The following is a 17,163-nucleotide window of genomic DNA, read 5'->3' on the forward strand; positions in this document are numbered from 1 at the left end:
AGAGCCCAGCAGTCCGGGGGCCAAGCACTGCGCGGCGTGTCCGTTACGTCACGCAGGATCACCTGTCGGCTGCGGCCAGTGCGAGCAATTCCTCCGCGTGCGCCCTGCCCAGTTCGGAATCTTCCAACCCCGCCAGCATGCGCGACAGTTCGCGCACTCTGCTCTCGTGGCTGAGCGCGACGACGCCGCTGCGCACCACGCTGCCGTCGGAGGCCTTCTCGACCACCAGGTGCTGGTCGGCGAAGGCGGCCACCTGGGGCAGGTGGGTGACGACGATCACCTGGGCGGTGCGGGCCAGCCTGGCCAGGCGCCGGCCGATCTCCACCGCCGCCTTGCCGCCGACACCCGCGTCGACCTCGTCGAAGACGAACGTGGGCACCGGGTCGGCGCCGGCGAACACGACCTCGATCGCCAGCATGACGCGTGACAGCTCGCCGCCCGAGGCGCCCTTGTGCAGCGGCAGCGGGGGCGCGGCGGGATGGGCGGCCATGCGCAGCTCGACCTCGTCGACGCCCTCGGGCCCGAACTCCGCGCTCTGTGTGAGATGCACCACAACCCGCGCGTGCGGCATCGCCAGCGCGGTCAACTCTTCGGTCACGGCGGCGCCGAACCGCTCGGCGGCTGACTGGCGGATGCGGGTGAGCTCGGAGGCCAGCTCGGTCAGCTTGCCGGTGAGCTCGGTGTACTCGCGCTGGAGCTCGCCGATGCGGTCGTCGTCGCCTTCCAGCTCGGTCAGGCGGGCGGCGGCCTGCTCGGCCCAGGCGAGCACGCCCTCCGAGGAGTCGGCGTACTTGCGGATCAGGCCGGTGAGCAGGGAGCGGCGTTCCTGCACGACGCCGAGCCGTACGGGGTCGGCCTCGATGGACTCGGCGTAGGCGGCCAGGTCGGTGGCCACGTCGGAGATCAGGTAGCCCGCCTCGGCCAGGCGCTCGGCGACGCCGCCCAGCGACGGGTCGAAGTCGCGAACCCCCTCGATGGCCGAGCGCGCCTGCCCGAGCAGGGCGATCACGTCGAAGGCGCTGTCGGACATGGGGTCGCCCAGCAGGGCGGTGTGAGCGGTGGTGGCGGCGGTGCGCAGCGTGTCGGCGTGGGAGAGGCGCTCCTCCTCTTCCCGCAGCTCGGCGTCTTCGCCCGCCTTCGGGGCGGCCTTCTCGATCTCGTCGAGGCTGAAGCGCAGCAGGTCGGCCTCCTGGACCCGCTCGCGCGCCTTGGCGGTCAGCTCCTCCAGCAGCGCGGAGACCTGCTTGTGGCGCTTGTAGGACTGGCGGTAGGCGCGCAGCGGCTTGACCAGGTCCTCGCCGGCGTAGCGGTCGAGGGCGGCGCGCTGCCTCGCCGCCTGCAGCAGGCGCTGCTGGTCCATCTGGCCGTGGACGGCCACCAGGTCGTCGGCGAGGTAGGTCAGCGTGCCGACCGGGACGGTGCGGCCGCCCAACCACGCGCGCGAGCGGCCTTCGGCGCTCACCGTACGTGAGATGATCAGTTCGCCCTCTTCGACCTCACCGCCGATGTCCTCGACCTGCTGGGCCACCCGGCCGCCCGCCTCGATGACGAGCGTGCCCTCGACCGTCGCGCGATCGGCGCCCGGCCGGATGCGCGAGGGGTCGGCCCGGCCGCCGAACAGCAGCCCGAGGCCGGTCACGACCATCGTCTTGCCCGCGCCCGTCTCGCCCGTGACCACGTTGAAGCCCGGCGATAGCTGCAGCACGGCCTCGTCGATGACGCCGAGCCCCTGGATGCGGACCTCCTCGACCCTTGGTCGCACCGCACACTCCCGTCGCTCCGAACACCTGTGCGCATGTGATCCTACGCTCAACAGGACGCACTTGACCGCGCATCAAGGGTCTCAGGGACGCACCCTGCCACGCCATCCCTGCACCGGAAGCTCGAATTTCGCGACGAGCCGATCGGTGAAAGGCGCTCCGGTGTGCTCCAAACCCTGGATTCGCGCCAGCCGTACCGGCGTGTCGGATCTGCGCACCTCAACGCGGGTGCCCGCGGGCAGGTCGAAGCGGCGGCGGCCGTCGCACCACAGCACCCCGCCGGGCGTTTCGGGCAGGATCTCCACCGCCAGCGTCGAGCGCGGCGAGACCACCAGCGGCTTGGCGAACAGCGCGTGGGCGCTGATCGGCACCATCAGCAGCGCCTCGACCTCGGGCCACACGACCGGGCCGCCCGCCGAGAACGCGTAGGCGGTCGAGCCGGTCGGCGTCGCGCAGATCACCCCGTCGCAGCCCCAGCGCGACAGCGGGCGGCCGTCGATCTCGGCGACGACCTCCAGCATGCGGTCGCGCTTTTCCACGGTGGCCTCGTTGAGCGCCCAGGTGTCGGCGATGAGCGTGCCGTTCTGCCTGGCCACCACGTCGATGGTGAGGCGTTCCTCGACGTCGTAGCGCCCGGCGACCAGGCTGTCGACGGCCGCCTCGAGGTTCTCCACCTCGGCCTCGGCCAGGAAGCCGACGTGCCCGAGATTGACGGCGAACAGCGGGGTGCCCGCGGGCCTGGCCACCTCGGCCGAGCGCAGCAGCGAGCCGTCGCCGCCGAGCACGATCATCATCTCGGCGTCCTTGGCGGCCTCGGGCTCGCAGCACACCACCTCGACGCCGGAGCAGCCGACCTCGCGGGCCTCGGTGTCGAGCACCCTGACCACGAAGCCCGCCGCGAGCAGCCGGCCGATCACCAGCCGTGCGCTGTCGATGGCGGCCTCGCGGCCGGTGTGCACGCTGACCAGGACGATCCTGGTGCCACTGGTGTACGGCACGCGCATCCCTCGCTTCATTGCGGCCCTTCCGCCACGGCTCGCAGCAGCTCGGCCTCGATGTCGTCGACCGGTGGTTCGCCCTGCCCCTTGCCCAGCCACAGCAGGTATTCGACGTTGCCCGACGGTCCGGGCAGCGGGCTGTAGGTGACGCCGCGGACCGTCAGGCCCAGCTGCCGCGCCGCCGCGGCCGCCTGCCGTACGGCATCGGCCCGCAGGTCGGGGTCGCGCACGACGCCACCGGCGCCGACCCGCTCCTTGCCCACCTCGAACTGCGGCTTCACCAGCATGACGAAGTCGGCGTCAGCGGCGGCGACCCGCGTCAGGGCGGGCAGGACGAGTTTGAGCGAGATGAACGACAGGTCGCCCACGATCAGGCTCGGCGGGACGTCGCCGATCATCTCGGGCGTCAGGTCGCGCACGTTGACGCGCTCCATGACGGTCACGCGCTCGTCGGTGCGCAGGCTCCAGGCCAGCTGGCCGTAGCCGACGTCGACGGCGAGAACGCTCGCGGCGCCGTGGCGCAGCAGCACGTCGGTGAAGCCGCCGGTGGAGGCTCCGGCGTCGAGGCAGTGGCGGCCCTCGACGCGCAGCGCCTTGAAGGTCTCCAGCGCGCCGAGCAGCTTGTGCGCTCCGCGCGAAACGTAGTCGGGGCCCTCGTCGGTGCTGACGACGACCGCCGCGTCGGTGCCGACCTGCGTGGCGGGCTTGGTCTTGACCTGGCCGCCGACGGCGACCCGTCCCTCCTCGATGAGCTGGGCGGCCTGCTCCCTGGACCTGGCCAGCCCCCTGCGGACCAGTTCGGCGTCGAGCCTGACCCGGCGGCTCACCCTCGTGCTCCGAGCACTGTGATCATGCCTCCGCCGAGGCCAGGGCCTCCTCCAGCGCCGAGCACGCCTGCTCGAAAACCGCCACTTGCTCCCCCACCGGCAGCTCGGCAACCCGGTCGAGCCCGCGCACGACCGCGTCGACCCGCTCATCACTCATGAGACGACCGTAACGCACCCGGCACTCGACCCGGTCTGTCGCACGTTCAAACAGTCGACACCGGGATACGTTCTCGGATATCGACCTGCGAAGGGATGCACCACATGGCAAGCGTCGAGGAGTGCCGCGAGGCTCTGGTCAAGCTCGTCGCGCAGTTCGACGAGATCGGCGAGGCGGACCGCGCCAAGCACGTCGTGGATCGCACGGTCAGCTGCCGCATTCCGGACCTCGACGTGACCTTCCACGGCCGCATCCACGACGGCCGGCTGGAGATCTTCGACGCGCCGGACGACGCCAAGGCCGACATCAAGCTGACGATGGCCAGCGACGACCTCATCAGGCTGGTCGACGGCGAGCTGGACATGGCCCGCGCCCTGCTCACCGGCAAGGTCAAGATCGACGCGAGCTTCGGTGACCTGTTGCGCCTGCGCCGCCTGCTATAGTTAACTCTTGCGTTAACTGTTACGGGAGGTCTTAATGATCGTTGAGACCGAGGCACTCAGCCGCACCTTCGGCGAACGCACCGCCGTCGACGCCCTCACCCTCCACATCGCGCCCGGCGAGATCGTCGGCCTGCTCGGCCCCAACGGCGCGGGCAAGACCACCACCATCCGCATGCTCGCCACGCTCCTGCCCGCCTCCTCGGGCACCGCCCGCGTGTGCGGCCACGACATCCGCGACGACCCCGACGCCGTACGGCGGAGCATCGGCTACGTCATGCAGCAGGTCTCCCCCATGGGCTACTACCTGCTCACCGGCCGCGAGAAGGCCGAGATCGAGGCGTCGCTCTACCACGTGCCGCGCAAACGCGTGAAGGAGCGCGCCGCCGAGGTCCTGGACCTCGTCGGGCTCACCGAACACGCCGACCAGCTCGTCCAGGAGTACTCCGGCGGCATGCAGAAGCGCCTCGAACTCGCCTGCGGCCTGCTGCACCGGCCCGAGCTGCTCATCCTCGACGAACCCACCCTCGGCCTCGACGTGCAGTCACGCCACCACGTGTGGGAGCACATCCGCACCCTCGGCGTCGCCGTCCTGCTGGCCACCAACTACATGGACGAGGCCGACCGGCTCTGCGACCGGCTCACGATCATCGACCACGGCCGCACCGTCGTCACCGGCACACCCGCCGAACTCAAGGAGGCGCTCGGCGTGCACACCCTCGACGACGTCTTCCTCGCCCACACCGGACGGGAGGTGTCCTGATGACCCAGGAGGTCCTCGCCCTGACCAGGCGCTGGGTGATCATCCTTTTCCGCGAGCGGCTGAACCTGCTCTTCAGCGTGCTGCAGCCCGCGGTCTGGCTCGTCTTCTTCGCCGGAGGACTGTCGGGGGCCGTCGTCATCGACGACTACATCGCCTTCGCCCTGCCCGGCGTGATCGCCTTCACCGTCGTCGGCAACAGCGTGACGGCCGCGATGCCGCTGCTGTTCGACAAGGAGACCGGCTACCTCGACAAGCTGCTCAGCATGCCGATCAGGCGCGGGTCCATCCTGCTGTCGCGGTTCGTGTTCCAGGTGGGGATGAACTCGGCGCAGGTGATCGTGATCCTGCTCGTCGCCCTCCCCCTGGGCGTACGGCCGGCGACCGGGGTGCTCGGCGTGCTCGGGATCCTGGTGACCACGGCGCTGCTCACCCTCGCGATCACCTCGGCCGCCCTGGCCCTGGCCTGTGCGGTGCCCTCCCACGGGACGTTCTTCGCGGTCACGGGGTTCGCGACGCTGCCGCTGCTGTTCATGAGCAACGCGTTCGTACCGGTGGACTCCATGCCCGGGTGGATGGAGCCGATCGCGCGGGCCAACCCGCTCACGTACGCGATCGAGGCGATGCGGCTGCTGGTGATGGAGGGATGGGGCGGAGAGGTGCCCGTAGCTTTGGGGGTGCTGGGGCTGGCTTCGGCGGGGCTGCTGGGGGTGGGGGTGTGGCAGTTCGCGCGGCAGACCGGGCAGCGGGTGGCGTAGTGGCTTTTGTGCTGCCTCGCCGCCTTCCCCGGGCTATGCCGTGGCCCCTCCACCTCGCCCCGCCCCATGGAGCACCTGGTCGAGCCGTTCCAACGCCGGCGCCACCGCCGCAGGGTCAGTGTTGTCGCGCTCCCAAGCCGCCCTGGCCGCCACCCGGAGCCCCACGATCCACTCCCCGTCCCCCTCCACGTGCAACCGTCCCCCACGCCACTCGGCCCGCCACCCGCCGACCTCATCCTCCGAGTACGGCGCGTGCAAAGCCGACAGATCCCGCCCGATGTAGGTAGGCCGATGCCGGGGCACGGCGGTCAGCACATCGACGGGAGCCGCCACCCCGGTCAGCACCAGCAGGCTGTCGACCCCCGCCCCCGTCGCCCCCTCGATGTCGGTATCGAGCCGATCCCCCACGACCAGGGGCCGCTCCGCCCCCGTCCGGATGATCGACTCCCGATGCAGCGGCGGCTGAGGCTTGCCCGCGTACACCGGCTCCACCCCGGTTGCCGCCGCGATCACCCGCACCATCGCCCCGTTGCCGGGCAGCTCCCCCCGGGTCGTCGGCATCGTCGAATCCCCGTTGGACGCCACGAACAGCGCGCCCTGCCGTACCGCCAGCGTCCCCTCGGCCAGCAACCCGTACGAGATCCCCGGCGCGATCCCCTGCACCACCGCCGCCGGCCGCTCCGCAGCCGTGCTCACCGGCCGCAGGCCACGCTCCCTGAGCGCCTGCCGCAGCCCGGTGCCGCCGACCACCAGCACCTTCGCCCCCGCGGGCACCCGCTCCGCGATGAGCCGCGCCGCCGCCTGGGCCGACGTCACCACGTCACCCGCCTCAGCAGGAGCACCGAGCTCCCGCAGATGCTGGGCGATGGCGGCAGGAGTCCGGGAGGCGTTGTTCGTGACGTAGGCCAGCTTCGTCGTCTTCTGCGCCTGCTGCAGCGCCTCAGGAGCCCCCTCCACCGCCTGCGGCCCCAGATAGACGACCCCGTCGAGGTCGAGCAGCAGGGTGTCGTAGCCGTCGATCAGCACAGGGCCTCCGTTTGACTCTCACGCTGCGTGAGACTCTAGCGTCGTGGTCATGACACCTGAGGAACGCGTCGAACTGTTCGGCGATTTCAACCCCGACGACTACGCCGCCGAGGCCGAGCAGCGGTGGGGCGGCACCGACGCCTGGACGCAGTCCCAGCGCCGCATGTCGTCCTACGGCAAGCAGGACTGGCAGCAGTTCACGACAGCCTTCGGCGACCTGTCGAACCGCATGGCGGACCTGCTGCGCTCGGGCGCCCCTGCCACCGGCGAACCGGCGATGGAGCTGGCGGAGGAGCACCGGCGGCTGCTGACCCGGTGGTGCTACGACTGCACGTATGAGATCCATCGGGGGCTTGGGGAGATGTACGTGGCGGATCCTCGCTTCACAGCCACCATCGACCGTGCGGCGCCGGGGCTGGCGGTCTTCATGCGCGACGCCATCCTGGCCAACGCCGACCGCGCCACCCCCTGAGGGCAGTGCTCGACGCCACCACCCGACGGGACGGCGGCTCGCCGACTGAGGCCGCTCATCCCGCTGCCGCCACCCTCACCTGACCACCACCTCACTCAACCGTCCGAGGCCGCGCCCCCGCTCACTCGTAACTCACCTCCAGAACGCCCGCCCAGCACCCCCGCGCTCCGGCCGGTCCACCCGGCGGCGCTCCGGGCCAACCCGACACCGCCACCCGTCACGCGCTCCGCCGACGAGCCTGCAAGGTGGCCCGGACGCTGCGCAGCGCCTGGGCGTAGTGACGCTCGTCGGGCCGCATGGCGACCGCGATCGCCAGCGGCTCCTGAGCCCCCTCCATGTCCCCCGTCCGCCACAACGCCAGCCCGAGCCCGAAGTAGGCGTAATCCTCCGCCGGGTTGGCCGTGACGATCCTCCGGAAGCTCTCGGCGGCCAGGGCATACTGCCGCGAATTGAACTGAGCCCTGGCCAGCGCCTCACGAATGCTGCGTGACTCGGGCTCGGCCAGTGCGGCGCGCTCGAGGAGGGCAGCCGCGGCAGCCGGGCTCCCTTCGCTCAGCAACCGCACCCCGCGCTGATACCAGTCGTAAACATCACCCTCGGGATCGGTCATGGTCTGGGGCCTCCTCACGACTTCCACCGGCTATGTGGGAACATGCCCGATATGGCGACACCCGAACTGCCGGTGCCCGATGGGCTCGTGCTACGTCCGTTCCGCGGAGTCCGGTTCGCCGTGGACGACCCGGCCAAGGTGACCTCCCCACCCTACGATCTGATCTCCGACTCCGACGTCGACGAGCTGCTCGAACTCCACCCCGACAACGTGGTCCGCCTGATCCTGCCCAGCGGCAGCGACCGCAGGTACGACCAGGCGCGCGACACCCTCCAGGAATGGCTGGCCAAGGGTGTCCTGGTGCCCGACGACACCCCCGGCCTCTACGTCTACGAGCAGAGCGGGCCCGGCGTGCTCCAGCGCGGCCTCATCGGCGACGTCGGCCTGGCCGACCCGTCGCAGGGCATCGTGCTCCCCCACGAGAACGTCATGCCGGGCCCCGTGGCCGACCGGCTGGCGCTCATGAGCACCACCCAGGCCAACCTGGAGCCCATCTTCCTGCTCTACTCCGGCGGCCCCGACCTGTCGATGACAGACGAGCCTCTCGTCGACACGCAGACCTCCGACGGCGTACGGCACCGCCTGTGGGCCGTCACCGACCCCGACGCCATCGCGAACATCAACGCCCACCTCCACGGCAAGCAGGCGCTCATCGCCGACGGGCACCACCGTTACGCCACCTACCGCGAGCTGCAGCGCCGCGAACGCGCCGCCGGCCGCGGTGACGGCCCCTGGGACTTCGGTCTCGCTCTCCTCGTCGACTCCGACGCCTACCCGCCCGACCTCAAAGCCATCCACCGCGTCATCCCGGGGCTGGCCCTGTCGGAGGCCGCCGCCCGCGCCAAGGGCGCCTGGCAGGTACACGACTTCGATTCGCTCCCCGCCGGCCTGGAAGCCCTCGATGCCGCCGCCGAACCCGCTTTCCTCCTCGGCGGAGAGGACGGCTTCCACCTCATGGCCGACCCCGACCCGCTGCAACTCGCCCACGCCATGCCCGCCGAGCATTCGGACCGCTGGAACGCGCTCAACACTGCCGTCCTGGCCGAGTTCGTGCTGCCGAAGGTGTGGGGCATGCAGGACGACGAGCATTCGGTGCGGATCGTGCACCACGACGCCGCGGCCGCCGTACGGCTGGCCGTGGAGACGCAGGGCACGGCGGTCATCTTGCGGGCCTTGGCGGTCGGCGAGGTGCTCGCCGTGGCGGCAGAGGGGGAACGGGTACCTCGCAAGTCCACCTCCTTCGGCCCGAAGCCTCGGACGGGCTTGGTACTGAGGACCTTCGACATCGACTAGGACCGGCGCCGCTGCTGGCTTGAGGAAGCGCTAAGTGTCAGACGCACGCCCGCCGACGTCAATGCAGAGCCCGCTCGCGTCAGGCGCACGCCCGCCGACGTCGATGCAGCCCCGCTCATGCCAGCCGCACGCCCGTTGACTTCCCACCGATGCCAGACGCAGGCGCACCGGCATCAGACGCGAGCCACTGATGCCAGGCGCAGGCTCACTGGTGGCCGGAAGGCCCCTGATGCCAGACGCATGCCCGCGAGCGTCAGGCTCAGGCACGTTGATGGGCACACGCAGGCCTGCTAGCGCCGGGACGCCTACCTGGAGCGCCCTTGCCTCAGCCACCGGTCTTGATCGCGTCTTGGGCTCGGAGGACGGCAGGTCACCGACCCCTTGCACTTGGCCACGCGCAAACTGACTCCCTGTCGGGGGGGGGGGGGGGGGGGGGGGGCCCCCCCCCGCCCGGCCCCCCCACCACCCCCCCCCCCCCCCCCCCCCCCCCCACCCGCGCTCAAGCCATCGGCCCGTTCTTCGCCACCGGGAAGTAGCCCTTGTCGTGCGGTGCCGATCGCTTGTAGACCATTACCGTGCGCGTCCACGAGAGGACCTCGTCCCCATCATGGTTGAGCCCCGTGTCCGGCACGTGACGATCCCCGCGTAAGGCCGTGACTGGGACTCCCGCTTCTCCGTCACCAGCGACTCGGCGTACAAGGTGTCGCCGATGAACACCGGGTGGGTGAGGCGGATGTTGTCCCAGCCCAGGTTCATCAGCGCCGTCTGGCTCACGTCGATAACGGACAGCCCCAGGATGATGGCGACGGTGAGGCCCGAGTTGACGATGATCTTGCCGACCGGGGCCTTCTCCGCGAAGTGCGCGTTGAAGTGGTTCTGGTTGGTGTTCATCGTCAGCAGCGTGAACCAGGTGTTGTCGGCCTCGCTGATCGTGCGGCCGAGGGGATGCTGGTAGACATCGCCCACCTGGAAATCCTCGTAGTAGCGTCCGAGGGCGGGTTCGTGCACCGTCATGAGTCCTCCGTCGTCAAAGGGCCCAAGCTAATGGTCTGATGTTTCCGTGGTCAACGACCGTCACGGCACACCGGCGAGGTCGGAGACGCTGCGCGGGGCGGCGGGTTCCGACGGCCCCGGGGGCTCGGGGGATGGCTCCGACGGCGTCTGGTCCACGGGGGCGACGGTTTTGGCCTCGACCTCGTAGCGCCAGACCTTGGCTCCATTGGGGCCGAAGATGCGGGAGCGCAGCGAGCCGGTCATCTCGATCATGGTGCGGGCTTCGATGGCCGCCAGGGCGTCGGCGACCTCGGGGTCGAAGGTGACGCACGGGACGATGTCGCAGGGCCTTCGGCTGCGGCCCGGGCCTGGGCGCCGTTTGACGATGACCTTCCAGGTGGTGAGCGTGTCGCCGCTGGGCATCGATCGCTGCTCGGGCACGGCTGACAGGCGTCCCACCAGCACCACTTCGTTGCGGTCCATGTGACCTCCCCGGTCGCGTTGGATTCGGAGATCACTCTTTACGATGATGGGGAGGCCGGAGCGGCTCGAATGCCGTTCTGTGGACAGCCGTTCATGTCGGGAGTTGCCAGTGGACGACACCATCACCGCCCTCGGCGGCGACGTATACGAGATCGACACCAGAATGGCCGGGTATTCGGGCATCACCGCCGGCTATCTGATCATGAGCGACCGGCCGTGCCTGGTCGAGACAGGGACCGCGACGTCATCGCAGACGGTGCGCGACGCCATCGCCTCCCTCGGGGTCGGCCCCGACGACCTGGCCACCGTGGTCGTCACGCACATCCACCTCGACCACGCGGGCGGGGTCGGCGACATCGCCCGATACTTCCCCAACGCCCAGGTCGTCGTGCATGAGAAGGGCGCCAGACATCTGGTGGATCCCGGACGCCTGATGGCCAGCGCCCGGATGGTCTGGGGCGACCGGCTCGACACGCTCTTCGGCGAGATGTCCCCCACCGAGGCCGAACGCATCGTCGCCCTCGGCGACACCGGCTCCGTCGACCTCGGCAACGGGAGGAAGCTGACGAGCCACTACTCGCCGGGCCATGCCAAACATCACGTGGGATTGGTGGATTCCGCGACCGGCGACCTCTATGTCGGGGACGCGGCGGGGGTGTTCATCCCGGAAACGGGCGATGTACGGCCGGCCACTCCGCCACCGGACTTCGACCTGCAGACCGCACTGGATTCGATCTCGCTCTTCCGGGCTCTGCAGCCCCAGCGGTTGCTGTTCAGCCACTACGGGCCGGTCGCCGAAGTCCAGGACGTGCTGGAGCGGTCGGCAGAGGAGCTCAACGTCTGGGTGGATCTGACCCGGCAGGCGCACGGGGAGGGCATGGACCTCGACCACGCGGTGGCCATGGTCCGAGATCGGACCCGGGAGCGCTACGCAGCGCTGAAGGCCGACGATCTTGCTGAGCGGTTCGAACTGCTCAGCCCGGCCGAGTCGAACGTCGCGGGGATCATGCACTGGCTGGGCAAGGTCTCGCCGTAAGTGGCGGGAGCCGGGTGCGGGTGACCGTGGCCGCTCCGCCGTACAAGGTCGTTCTTGTACGGCGGAGCGGGCGCAGGGTCAGTTCTGCTCGCCCTTGTCGTCGTCCTGCTTGTTGTCCTTGTCCTCGGAGGGCTGGTCGAGGACGTCGCCATAGACGGGCTCGATGAAGGCGGGGGTCACACCGCGCTTGCGCTGCTCGTCGGCTTCGGCGTCGATGTCGCCGTCGAGGGCGTTCGAAGGGCTGACCTTGGACTGCTCCGCGTCGAGGGAGACATCGCGGTCCTCGTCGACGGGGGCGTCGGTCTCCTCGGACACTTCGTCCGACTCGTCCTCGTCCCTTTCGCCCTCTTCGTCTTCGTTGTCGTCGAAGTCGTCGTCATCCTCGTCATCGAGGTCGTCCGAGTCGTCCTCGTCTTGGTCTGAATCGTCCTGGTCCGAGTCCTCGTACGCGTCGTACTCGTCGTCGAGTTCATCGTCCAGTTCGTCGGTTTCACGGTCGTCGTCGCCGCCGTCAAGCGCGTCCTCGACGTCCCGCTCGTCGTCGTCCTGGCCGTCGTCCTCGTCGTCGTCCTCGACGTCGTCGCCGTCCCGCTCCCCCTCGTCGTCTTCGTCGTCTTCGTCGTCGTCCTCGCTGACCTCGTCGACCTCGATGGCGTCTGACGCAAGCACGTCGCCGAGGTCGACGTCGAGGTCCTCATCCAGGTCCTCGTCGAAGTCCTCTTCGATGTCCTCGATGAACGCGCCCGTCAGTTCGGCGTGGCGGTCGGCGGCGTCGGTCTCGCCGTCCTCATCGAAGGCCGCCGCGCGGGCGAACCAGTCGACGGCCGCCTGCTGGTGCCCGGCTTCGGCCAGGGCGTCCGCGTAGGCGTAGGCGAGGCGGGCCGACCAGGGGCGCGGCTGCGGGTCGCGCAGCTCGGGGAGACGCTGCAGGGTGATGACCGCGGCATCGTGCTGGCCGAGGTCGCGGCGGGCGCCGGACTCGACGATGGCCAGTTCGATGTGACCCGCACGGTCGAGGCGCTCGGCCTCGCGGGACTTGACCAGGTCGAGCGCACGCTCGGGTCGGCCGAGACCGCGCTCGCAGTCGGCCATCACGGGCAGGTACGCGTCGGAGCCGGTCAGGCGGCGAGCCGCGCGGAGGTCGCTCAGCGCTTCGGCGTAGTGGCCGGCGCGGTAGGCGACGATTCCCGCTGCCTCGCGGACCACGCCGAGCCTGGCGGCGAACCGGCGGGCGACCTTGACGTGCTCGTGCGCCTTCTCCGGGTCGTCGTCCGCGAGCGCGCGCTCAGCGGCGACCAGGTGACGGCCGACGAGGTCGGCCAGGTCGCCGGGCAGGGAACGGAGCTCGTCGCGCACGTCGCGGTCGAGGTCTTCCGTGGTGATGTCGGGTGCGACCTCGGGGAGGCGCTCGCGCTGGGGCGCGTCCTCGCGGTCGGGCCTGCCGAAACGGGCGCGCGCTCCGGGCTGGTCACCGTCACGGTCACGGGCGAAGGGGCGACGGTCGTCGCGGTAGCCGCTACCCTCACGGCGCGGACCGCGGTCGTCACGGAAACCGCTACCCTCACGGCGCGGACCGCGGTCATCGCGGAAACCGCCGCCCTCACGGCGCGGACCACGGTCATCGCGGAAACCGCCGCCCTCACGGCGCGGACCACGATCGTCACGGAAACCGCCGCCTTCGCGACGGGGGCCGCGGTCGTCACGGTTGCCGGGGTTGTCGCGGTAGCCGCCACCCTCACGGCGCGGACCACGGTCATCGCGGAAGCCACCGCCTTCGCGACGGGGACCGCGGTCGTCACGGAAGCCGGGGTTGTCGCGGTAGCCGCCGCCTTCACGACGAGGACCACGGTCGAAGCCACCCTCGCGACGGGGGCCACGGTCACCGGCGTTGTCACGGTAACCACCACCCTCACGACGCGGACCACGATCGTCACGGAAGCCGCCACCCTCACGACGAGGGCCGCGGTCGTCACGGTCGCGGTAGCCACCGCCCTCACGACGCGGGCCACGGTCACCGGCGTTGTCACGGTAACCACCACCCTCACGACGCGGACCACGGTCATCGCGGAAGCCGCCGCCCTCACGGCGGGGACCGCGGTCGTCACGGAAGCCGGGGTTGTCGCGGTAGCCACCGCCCTCGCGACGCGGGCCACGGTCACCGGCGTTGTCGCGGTAGCCGCCGCCCTCACGGCGAGGACCACGGTCGAAGCCGCCCTCACGACGGGGACCACGGTCAAAGCTGCCCTCACGGCCAGGACCGCCACGGTAGCCCGGATTGTCCCGGAACCCGCCCTCGCGAGCGCCGCCCTCACGCGGACCGCGGTCGTCGCGGTCGCGGAAGCCACCCTCACGACGCGGGCCCCGGTCATCGCGGGAGCCGCGATAGCCGGGGTTGTCACGGAACCCGCCACCCTCACGGCGCGGGCCACGATCGTCACGGTCGCGGTAGCCGCCGCCCTCACGACGAGGACCACGGTCATCACGGGAGCCGGGGTTGTCACGGTAACCGCCCGGACGTCCGCCGCCCTCACGGGACCCTTCACGAGGCCCGCGGTCGTCACGACCACGGAAACCGCCCTCACGGGGGCCGCCCTCACGAGGACCGCCTTCACGAGGACCGCCCTCGCGGCGCGGGCCGTGGTCGTCGCGGGACCCGCGGTAGCCGCCGCGGTCGTCCCGTCGCTGGTAGCCGCCCTCCGGCCGCCCGCCGCGCTCGTCGCGCGGCCGGTCGCCAGAACGGAACGGACGGCCCTCGCTGGAGTCCCGTCCCCGGTCACCGCCATAGGAGCGCCGCTCCCCGTACCGAGGGGAGTCTTCGCGCCGGCGGTCGTCGTCCGATCCGTTGTCTCTGTTCACTTCTGGTCCATTCACGTGGCTGACGCTTTACGCGACGAAGGCCACCCGTGGTGGGGTGGCCCGGTCTCACCAGCCTAGCAAGGCTGTGATGCCCACGTGACTCAAGGGCGTCGCCCGTAGGTGACGGCATGCACCGGCGACAGCTGGAACCACCCCAGGTCCACGAACCCGTGCCTGGCCAGAAGGTCGTCGTACCGCTCGCGTGGCAGCAGCTGGTCGTCGATCTGCGCCTCGAAATACTGCACGCCGGACATGATGCGTCCCGGCACGCTCTTGAGGCCCTCGTCGGTCGAGGGGAAGGGGAAGTCGGAGATGACGAACCATCCACCCGGCTCCAGCGCGGCGAACACCCGCTTGGCGACCTCGTCGATGTCGCGGCACTCGTGCATGGAGATGTTGTTCAGCACGAGCGTGTACGGCTCGGCGAAGGTCATCTCCTCGAGCGGTGACACGACGAGGGTCGCGTCGACGTCACGGATCTGCGAGATCGAGTACGCGTCGCCGTCCACGCCGGTGAGCGAGCAGGCGGGGAAGGCGCGCGCGAGCCGTACGAGACCGCGACCGGCACCGCAGGCGGTCTCCAGGATCCTGCATCCCGCCTCCAGCCGCTCGGCCAGGCCGGGGATGCGGTTGAGCCCGTCGGGGACGAGCCGGTTGTAGAACGGTGTCCCGGTGGCTGCGACGCCGGCGATGAACTCCGGGCGGCACTGGTCCCACCACAGCCGCTCGCCGCTGCCCAGGACCTCCTCGAAGCGGGTGAGGAACTCGTACTGCTCCATCTGCGGGAACAGGCCGCCGACGTAGCGGGGGCTGTTGAGGTCGAGCAGGAGCTCGGCGGTGAGCGGGTCGAGGCCGTACGTGTCGCCCTCACGCGTGACGATCCCCGCGGCGAAGGCGCCCCTGCACCAGGTGGCGACGTAGAAGGGGTCGAAGCCGAGCTGCTCGGCCAGCTTGTCGGCCGTGGCGGGCGCCTCTGCCAGGGTGGCGATGAGGCCGGAGCGCAGCCCCATGGAGACCGTCCGGTGTCCGACGTATCCGGCGACGTGGTTGAGAAGGATTTCTGCTGTCATGCACTCCACGGTCCCTGTCCAGGGATATATCGGCATAGTGCTGGAACTGGAGCGCGACTGGTACACAAAATGGAGCATGAAGGGCTACGGACAGTTCTGCCCCATCGCGAAGGCAGCCGAGTTGCTCGATCAGCGCTGGACGCTGCTGATCCTGCGCGAGCTGATGTGCGGCAGCCAGCAATTCAACGAGATCCGCCGGGGTGTGCCCAAGATGTCCCCGACGCTGCTCAGCCGCCGCCTGAGAGATCTGGTCAGGTACGGCATAGCGGTCAAGACCCCCGACGGGCGCTACCTGCTCACCCCGGCGGGCAAGGAGCTGCAACCCCTGGTGGAACTGCTCGGCACCTGGGGCACTAGGTGGATGCCTGATCTGGGCGACCCCGACCTCGACCCGCACCTGCTCATGTGGGACATCCGGCGCAGCGTCGACCTGACCGCCCTTCCGACCGGCCGTACCGTCGTCCAGGTCGTCTTCGGCGACCTGCCGGGAGCGGGCCGCGAATGGTGGCTCGTGCTCACCCGCGACGGCGCCGACACCTGCGACTTCGACCCCGGCTACGACGTCGCCGCCCGGCTGGAGGTGCCGCTGCCCATCATGACCGCGATCTGGCGAGGCGACGTCACCTGGGCGGAGGCCAGGCGGCGCGACCAGCTGCGCGTCAGCGGCTCCTTCGAGCCCCGCTGGTTCCTGCTCAGCAAGTTCGCTCCGGTCGAGCGTCCGGAAATCGATTCGCCCGAATCCGGCGCCTTAGGCCACGATGGCTACCATGTCACTCCGCTTCCATGAGATCGCCGAAGCCGGCCACCGCATCCTCAACCCGTTCACCGAGGAGAAACTCCGCCTGCTCGGCGAGATCTGCCGCATAGCCCCCGGCACCCGCCAGCTCGACCTGGCCTGCGGCAAGGGCGAGCTGCTCAGCACGTGGGCCATGGCGTACGGCCTGCGGGGCGTCGGCGTCGACATCAGCCGCGTCTTCCTGGAAGCGGCCGGGAAGCGAGCCGTGGAGCTGGGCGTCGAGGACGAGGTCAGTTACGTGTACGGCGACGCGAGCGCCTACGAGGCGGAGGAGGATTCCTTCGACATCGTCTCGTGCATCGGGGCGACCTGGATCGGCGGCGGGCTCACCGGCACGCTGGAGCTGATCCGCAAGCCGCTCAAGCAGTCCGGCCTGGCGCTCGTCGGCGAACCGTACTGGATCTCCCCTCCGCCGAAGGGGAAGGGCGAGGAGTTCTCGGAGTTCGCCTCGCTGGCGGTGACCGCGGACCGGTTCGAGGCCGCCGGATTCGAACTCGTCGAGATGGTGCTGGCCGACCAGGACAGCTGGGATCGGTACGTGGCCAGCCAGTGGATGACCCTCAGCGACTGGATCCGCGACAATCCCGACGACGAGGAGATCGAGCAGGTGAAGGAGTTCCTGGCCAACTCCCGCCGCCCGTATCTCGAGTGGCAGCGCGAGCACCTCGGGTGGGGCGTCTTCGTCGCCCGGCCCGCCTGAGTCCCCGTAGAACGCAGAAAGGCCCACCCGGAGACCGGGTGGGCCTTTCTGATCAATATTTGTGCGGCGGCGACCTACTCTCCCACACCCTGGCGAGTGCAGTACCATCGGCGCAGAGAAGCTTAACT

General features: G+C 70.2%; 19 protein-coding genes. 9 read left to right on the top strand and 10 right to left on the bottom strand.

Going from position 1 to position 17,163, the window contains the following annotated elements:
* Positions 1 to 58: 58 nt before the first annotated feature.
* The 4 genes from recN to ACIBH1_RS46635 form a co-directional block, all read right to left on the bottom strand.
* Positions 59 to 1,762: a DNA repair protein RecN gene (recN, locus tag ACIBH1_RS46620; RefSeq protein ID WP_397320561.1), complete on the bottom strand. Its 1,704-nt coding sequence runs from the start codon at positions 1,760 to 1,762 to the stop codon at positions 59 to 61.
* 81 nt (positions 1,763 to 1,843) lie between these two features.
* Positions 1,844 to 2,776, bottom strand: coding sequence for an NAD kinase (locus tag ACIBH1_RS46625; RefSeq protein ID WP_397320562.1), 933 nt, complete (start codon positions 2,774 to 2,776; stop codon positions 1,844 to 1,846).
* On the bottom strand, positions 2,773 to 3,585 hold the full coding sequence (locus ACIBH1_RS46630) for a TlyA family RNA methyltransferase (RefSeq protein WP_397320563.1): 813 nt from the start codon (positions 3,583 to 3,585) through the stop codon (positions 2,773 to 2,775). Before ACIBH1_RS46630 ends, ACIBH1_RS46625 begins: the two co-directional genes overlap by 4 nt.
* 22 nt (positions 3,586 to 3,607) lie before the next feature.
* On the bottom strand, positions 3,608 to 3,742 hold the full coding sequence (locus tag ACIBH1_RS46635) for a hypothetical protein (RefSeq protein WP_397320564.1): 135 nt from the start codon (positions 3,740 to 3,742) through the stop codon (positions 3,608 to 3,610).
* Positions 3,743 to 3,846: 104 nt separating this feature from the next.
* Here ACIBH1_RS46635 and ACIBH1_RS46640 point away from each other — a divergent pair, with 104 nt between their 5' ends.
* Genes ACIBH1_RS46640 through ACIBH1_RS46650 form a run of 3 tightly spaced genes read left to right on the top strand, consistent with a single transcriptional unit; the run spans position 3,847 to position 5,700 of the window.
* Positions 3,847 to 4,185 carry an SCP2 sterol-binding domain-containing protein gene (locus ACIBH1_RS46640; protein WP_397320565.1) on the top strand — a complete coding sequence of 113 codons (339 nt, stop codon included), beginning with the start codon at positions 3,847 to 3,849 and terminating at the stop codon, positions 4,183 to 4,185.
* A gap of 34 nt (positions 4,186 to 4,219) precedes the next feature.
* Positions 4,220 to 4,945: an ABC transporter ATP-binding protein gene (locus ACIBH1_RS46645; RefSeq protein ID WP_397320566.1), complete on the top strand. Its 726-nt coding sequence runs from the start codon at positions 4,220 to 4,222 to the stop codon at positions 4,943 to 4,945.
* Complete coding sequence (locus ACIBH1_RS46650) at positions 4,945 to 5,700, top strand: ABC transporter permease (RefSeq protein ID WP_397320567.1); 756 nt, start codon at positions 4,945 to 4,947, stop codon at positions 5,698 to 5,700. Before ACIBH1_RS46645 ends, ACIBH1_RS46650 begins: the two co-directional genes overlap by 1 nt.
* A 33-nt stretch (positions 5,701 to 5,733) precedes the next feature.
* On the opposite strand, the gene ACIBH1_RS46655 is transcribed toward ACIBH1_RS46650, so the two are convergent.
* Positions 5,734 to 6,726 carry an HAD-IIA family hydrolase gene (locus tag ACIBH1_RS46655; protein WP_397320568.1) on the bottom strand — a complete coding sequence of 331 codons (993 nt, stop codon included), beginning with the start codon at positions 6,724 to 6,726 and terminating at the stop codon, positions 5,734 to 5,736.
* Between the two features lie 49 nt (positions 6,727 to 6,775).
* On the opposite strand from ACIBH1_RS46655, the gene ACIBH1_RS46660 reads away from it, so the two are divergent.
* A complete protein-coding gene (locus tag ACIBH1_RS46660; protein ID WP_397320569.1) occupies positions 6,776 to 7,198 on the top strand; it encodes a TipAS antibiotic-recognition domain-containing protein in 423 nt (140 codons plus the stop codon).
* A 217-nt stretch (positions 7,199 to 7,415) separates the two neighbouring features.
* On the opposite strand, the gene ACIBH1_RS46665 is transcribed toward ACIBH1_RS46660, so the two are convergent.
* A complete protein-coding gene (locus ACIBH1_RS46665) occupies positions 7,416 to 7,808 on the bottom strand; it encodes a tetratricopeptide repeat protein (RefSeq protein ID WP_181614675.1) in 393 nt (130 codons plus the stop codon).
* Positions 7,809 to 7,859: 51 nt separating this feature from the next.
* Between ACIBH1_RS46665 and ACIBH1_RS46670 the strand changes: the two genes are divergently transcribed.
* The gene (locus ACIBH1_RS46670; protein WP_397320570.1) at positions 7,860 to 9,101 is read left to right on the top strand and encodes a DUF1015 family protein; all 1,242 of its coding nucleotides are present in this window, start codon (positions 7,860 to 7,862) and stop codon (positions 9,099 to 9,101) included.
* A 570-nt stretch (positions 9,102 to 9,671) separates the two neighbouring features.
* Here ACIBH1_RS46670 and ACIBH1_RS46675 read toward each other — a convergent pair.
* Positions 9,672 to 10,115 carry a MaoC family dehydratase gene (locus ACIBH1_RS46675; protein WP_397320571.1) on the bottom strand — a complete coding sequence of 148 codons (444 nt, stop codon included), beginning with the start codon at positions 10,113 to 10,115 and terminating at the stop codon, positions 9,672 to 9,674.
* A 60-nt stretch (positions 10,116 to 10,175) separates the two neighbouring features.
* Complete coding sequence (locus ACIBH1_RS46680) at positions 10,176 to 10,577, bottom strand: single-stranded DNA-binding protein (protein WP_397320572.1); 402 nt, start codon at positions 10,575 to 10,577, stop codon at positions 10,176 to 10,178.
* A 163-nt stretch (positions 10,578 to 10,740) separates the two neighbouring features.
* On the opposite strand from ACIBH1_RS46680, the gene ACIBH1_RS46685 reads away from it, so the two are divergent.
* On the top strand, positions 10,741 to 11,613 hold the full coding sequence (locus ACIBH1_RS46685) for an MBL fold metallo-hydrolase (protein ID WP_397320582.1): 873 nt from the start codon (positions 10,741 to 10,743) through the stop codon (positions 11,611 to 11,613).
* Positions 11,614 to 11,691: 78 nt separating this feature from the next.
* Here the strand turns inward: ACIBH1_RS46685 and ACIBH1_RS46690 are convergent, their stop codons facing one another.
* Positions 11,692 to 12,969, bottom strand: coding sequence for a hypothetical protein (locus tag ACIBH1_RS46690; RefSeq protein WP_397320573.1), 1,278 nt, complete (start codon positions 12,967 to 12,969; stop codon positions 11,692 to 11,694).
* On the opposite strand from ACIBH1_RS46690, the gene ACIBH1_RS46695 reads away from it, so the two are divergent.
* Positions 12,913 to 14,547: a hypothetical protein gene (locus ACIBH1_RS46695; protein WP_397320574.1), complete on the top strand. Its 1,635-nt coding sequence runs from the start codon at positions 12,913 to 12,915 to the stop codon at positions 14,545 to 14,547. The two genes, ACIBH1_RS46690 and ACIBH1_RS46695, sit on opposite strands and share 57 nt — an antisense overlap.
* 23 nt (positions 14,548 to 14,570) lie before the next feature.
* Here the strand turns inward: ACIBH1_RS46695 and ACIBH1_RS46700 are convergent, their stop codons facing one another.
* The gene (locus ACIBH1_RS46700; protein ID WP_397320575.1) at positions 14,571 to 15,539 is read right to left on the bottom strand and encodes a class I SAM-dependent methyltransferase; all 969 of its coding nucleotides are present in this window, start codon (positions 15,537 to 15,539) and stop codon (positions 14,571 to 14,573) included.
* Here ACIBH1_RS46700 and ACIBH1_RS46705 point away from each other — a divergent pair.
* Positions 15,538 to 16,326, top strand: coding sequence for a winged helix-turn-helix transcriptional regulator (locus ACIBH1_RS46705; protein ID WP_397320576.1), 789 nt, complete (start codon positions 15,538 to 15,540; stop codon positions 16,324 to 16,326). The genes ACIBH1_RS46700 and ACIBH1_RS46705 overlap by 2 nt on opposite strands.
* Positions 16,307 to 17,035 (top strand): SAM-dependent methyltransferase, encoded by a 729-nt coding sequence (locus ACIBH1_RS46710; RefSeq protein WP_397320577.1) that lies wholly within the window; start codon positions 16,307 to 16,309, stop codon positions 17,033 to 17,035. Before ACIBH1_RS46705 ends, ACIBH1_RS46710 begins: the two co-directional genes overlap by 20 nt.
* Positions 17,036 to 17,163 lie beyond the last annotated feature (128 nt).

It is taken from the genome of Nonomuraea sp. NPDC050663, assembly GCF_044456985.1.
Taxonomy (GTDB): domain Bacteria; phylum Actinomycetota; class Actinomycetes; order Streptosporangiales; family Streptosporangiaceae; genus Nonomuraea.

Coding starts and splice junctions, on each gene's coding strand:
- ACIBH1_RS46635 (WP_397320564.1), bottom strand. CDS start 3,742: ATGAGTGATGAGCGGGTCGACGCGGTCGTGCGCGGGCTCGACCGGGTT.
- ACIBH1_RS46675 (WP_397320571.1), bottom strand. CDS start 10,115: ATGACGGTGCACGAACCCGCCCTCGGACGCTACTACGAGGATTTCCAG.
- ACIBH1_RS46670 (WP_397320570.1), top strand. CDS start 7,860: ATGGCGACACCCGAACTGCCGGTGCCCGATGGGCTCGTGCTACGTCCG.
- ACIBH1_RS46680 (WP_397320572.1), bottom strand. CDS start 10,577: ATGGACCGCAACGAAGTGGTGCTGGTGGGACGCCTGTCAGCCGTGCCC.
- ACIBH1_RS46700 (WP_397320575.1), bottom strand. CDS start 15,539: ATGACAGCAGAAATCCTTCTCAACCACGTCGCCGGATACGTCGGACAC.
- ACIBH1_RS46710 (WP_397320577.1), top strand. CDS start 16,307: ATGTCACTCCGCTTCCATGAGATCGCCGAAGCCGGCCACCGCATCCTC.
- ACIBH1_RS46705 (WP_397320576.1), top strand. CDS start 15,538: ATGCACTCCACGGTCCCTGTCCAGGGATATATCGGCATAGTGCTGGAA.
- ACIBH1_RS46665 (WP_181614675.1), bottom strand. CDS start 7,808: ATGACCGATCCCGAGGGTGATGTTTACGACTGGTATCAGCGCGGGGTG.
- ACIBH1_RS46685 (WP_397320582.1), top strand. CDS start 10,741: ATGGCCGGGTATTCGGGCATCACCGCCGGCTATCTGATCATGAGCGAC.
- ACIBH1_RS46660 (WP_397320569.1), top strand. CDS start 6,776: ATGACACCTGAGGAACGCGTCGAACTGTTCGGCGATTTCAACCCCGAC.
- ACIBH1_RS46645 (WP_397320566.1), top strand. CDS start 4,220: ATGATCGTTGAGACCGAGGCACTCAGCCGCACCTTCGGCGAACGCACC.
- ACIBH1_RS46625 (WP_397320562.1), bottom strand. CDS start 2,776: ATGAAGCGAGGGATGCGCGTGCCGTACACCAGTGGCACCAGGATCGTC.
- ACIBH1_RS46650 (WP_397320567.1), top strand. CDS start 4,945: ATGACCCAGGAGGTCCTCGCCCTGACCAGGCGCTGGGTGATCATCCTT.
- ACIBH1_RS46640 (WP_397320565.1), top strand. CDS start 3,847: ATGGCAAGCGTCGAGGAGTGCCGCGAGGCTCTGGTCAAGCTCGTCGCG.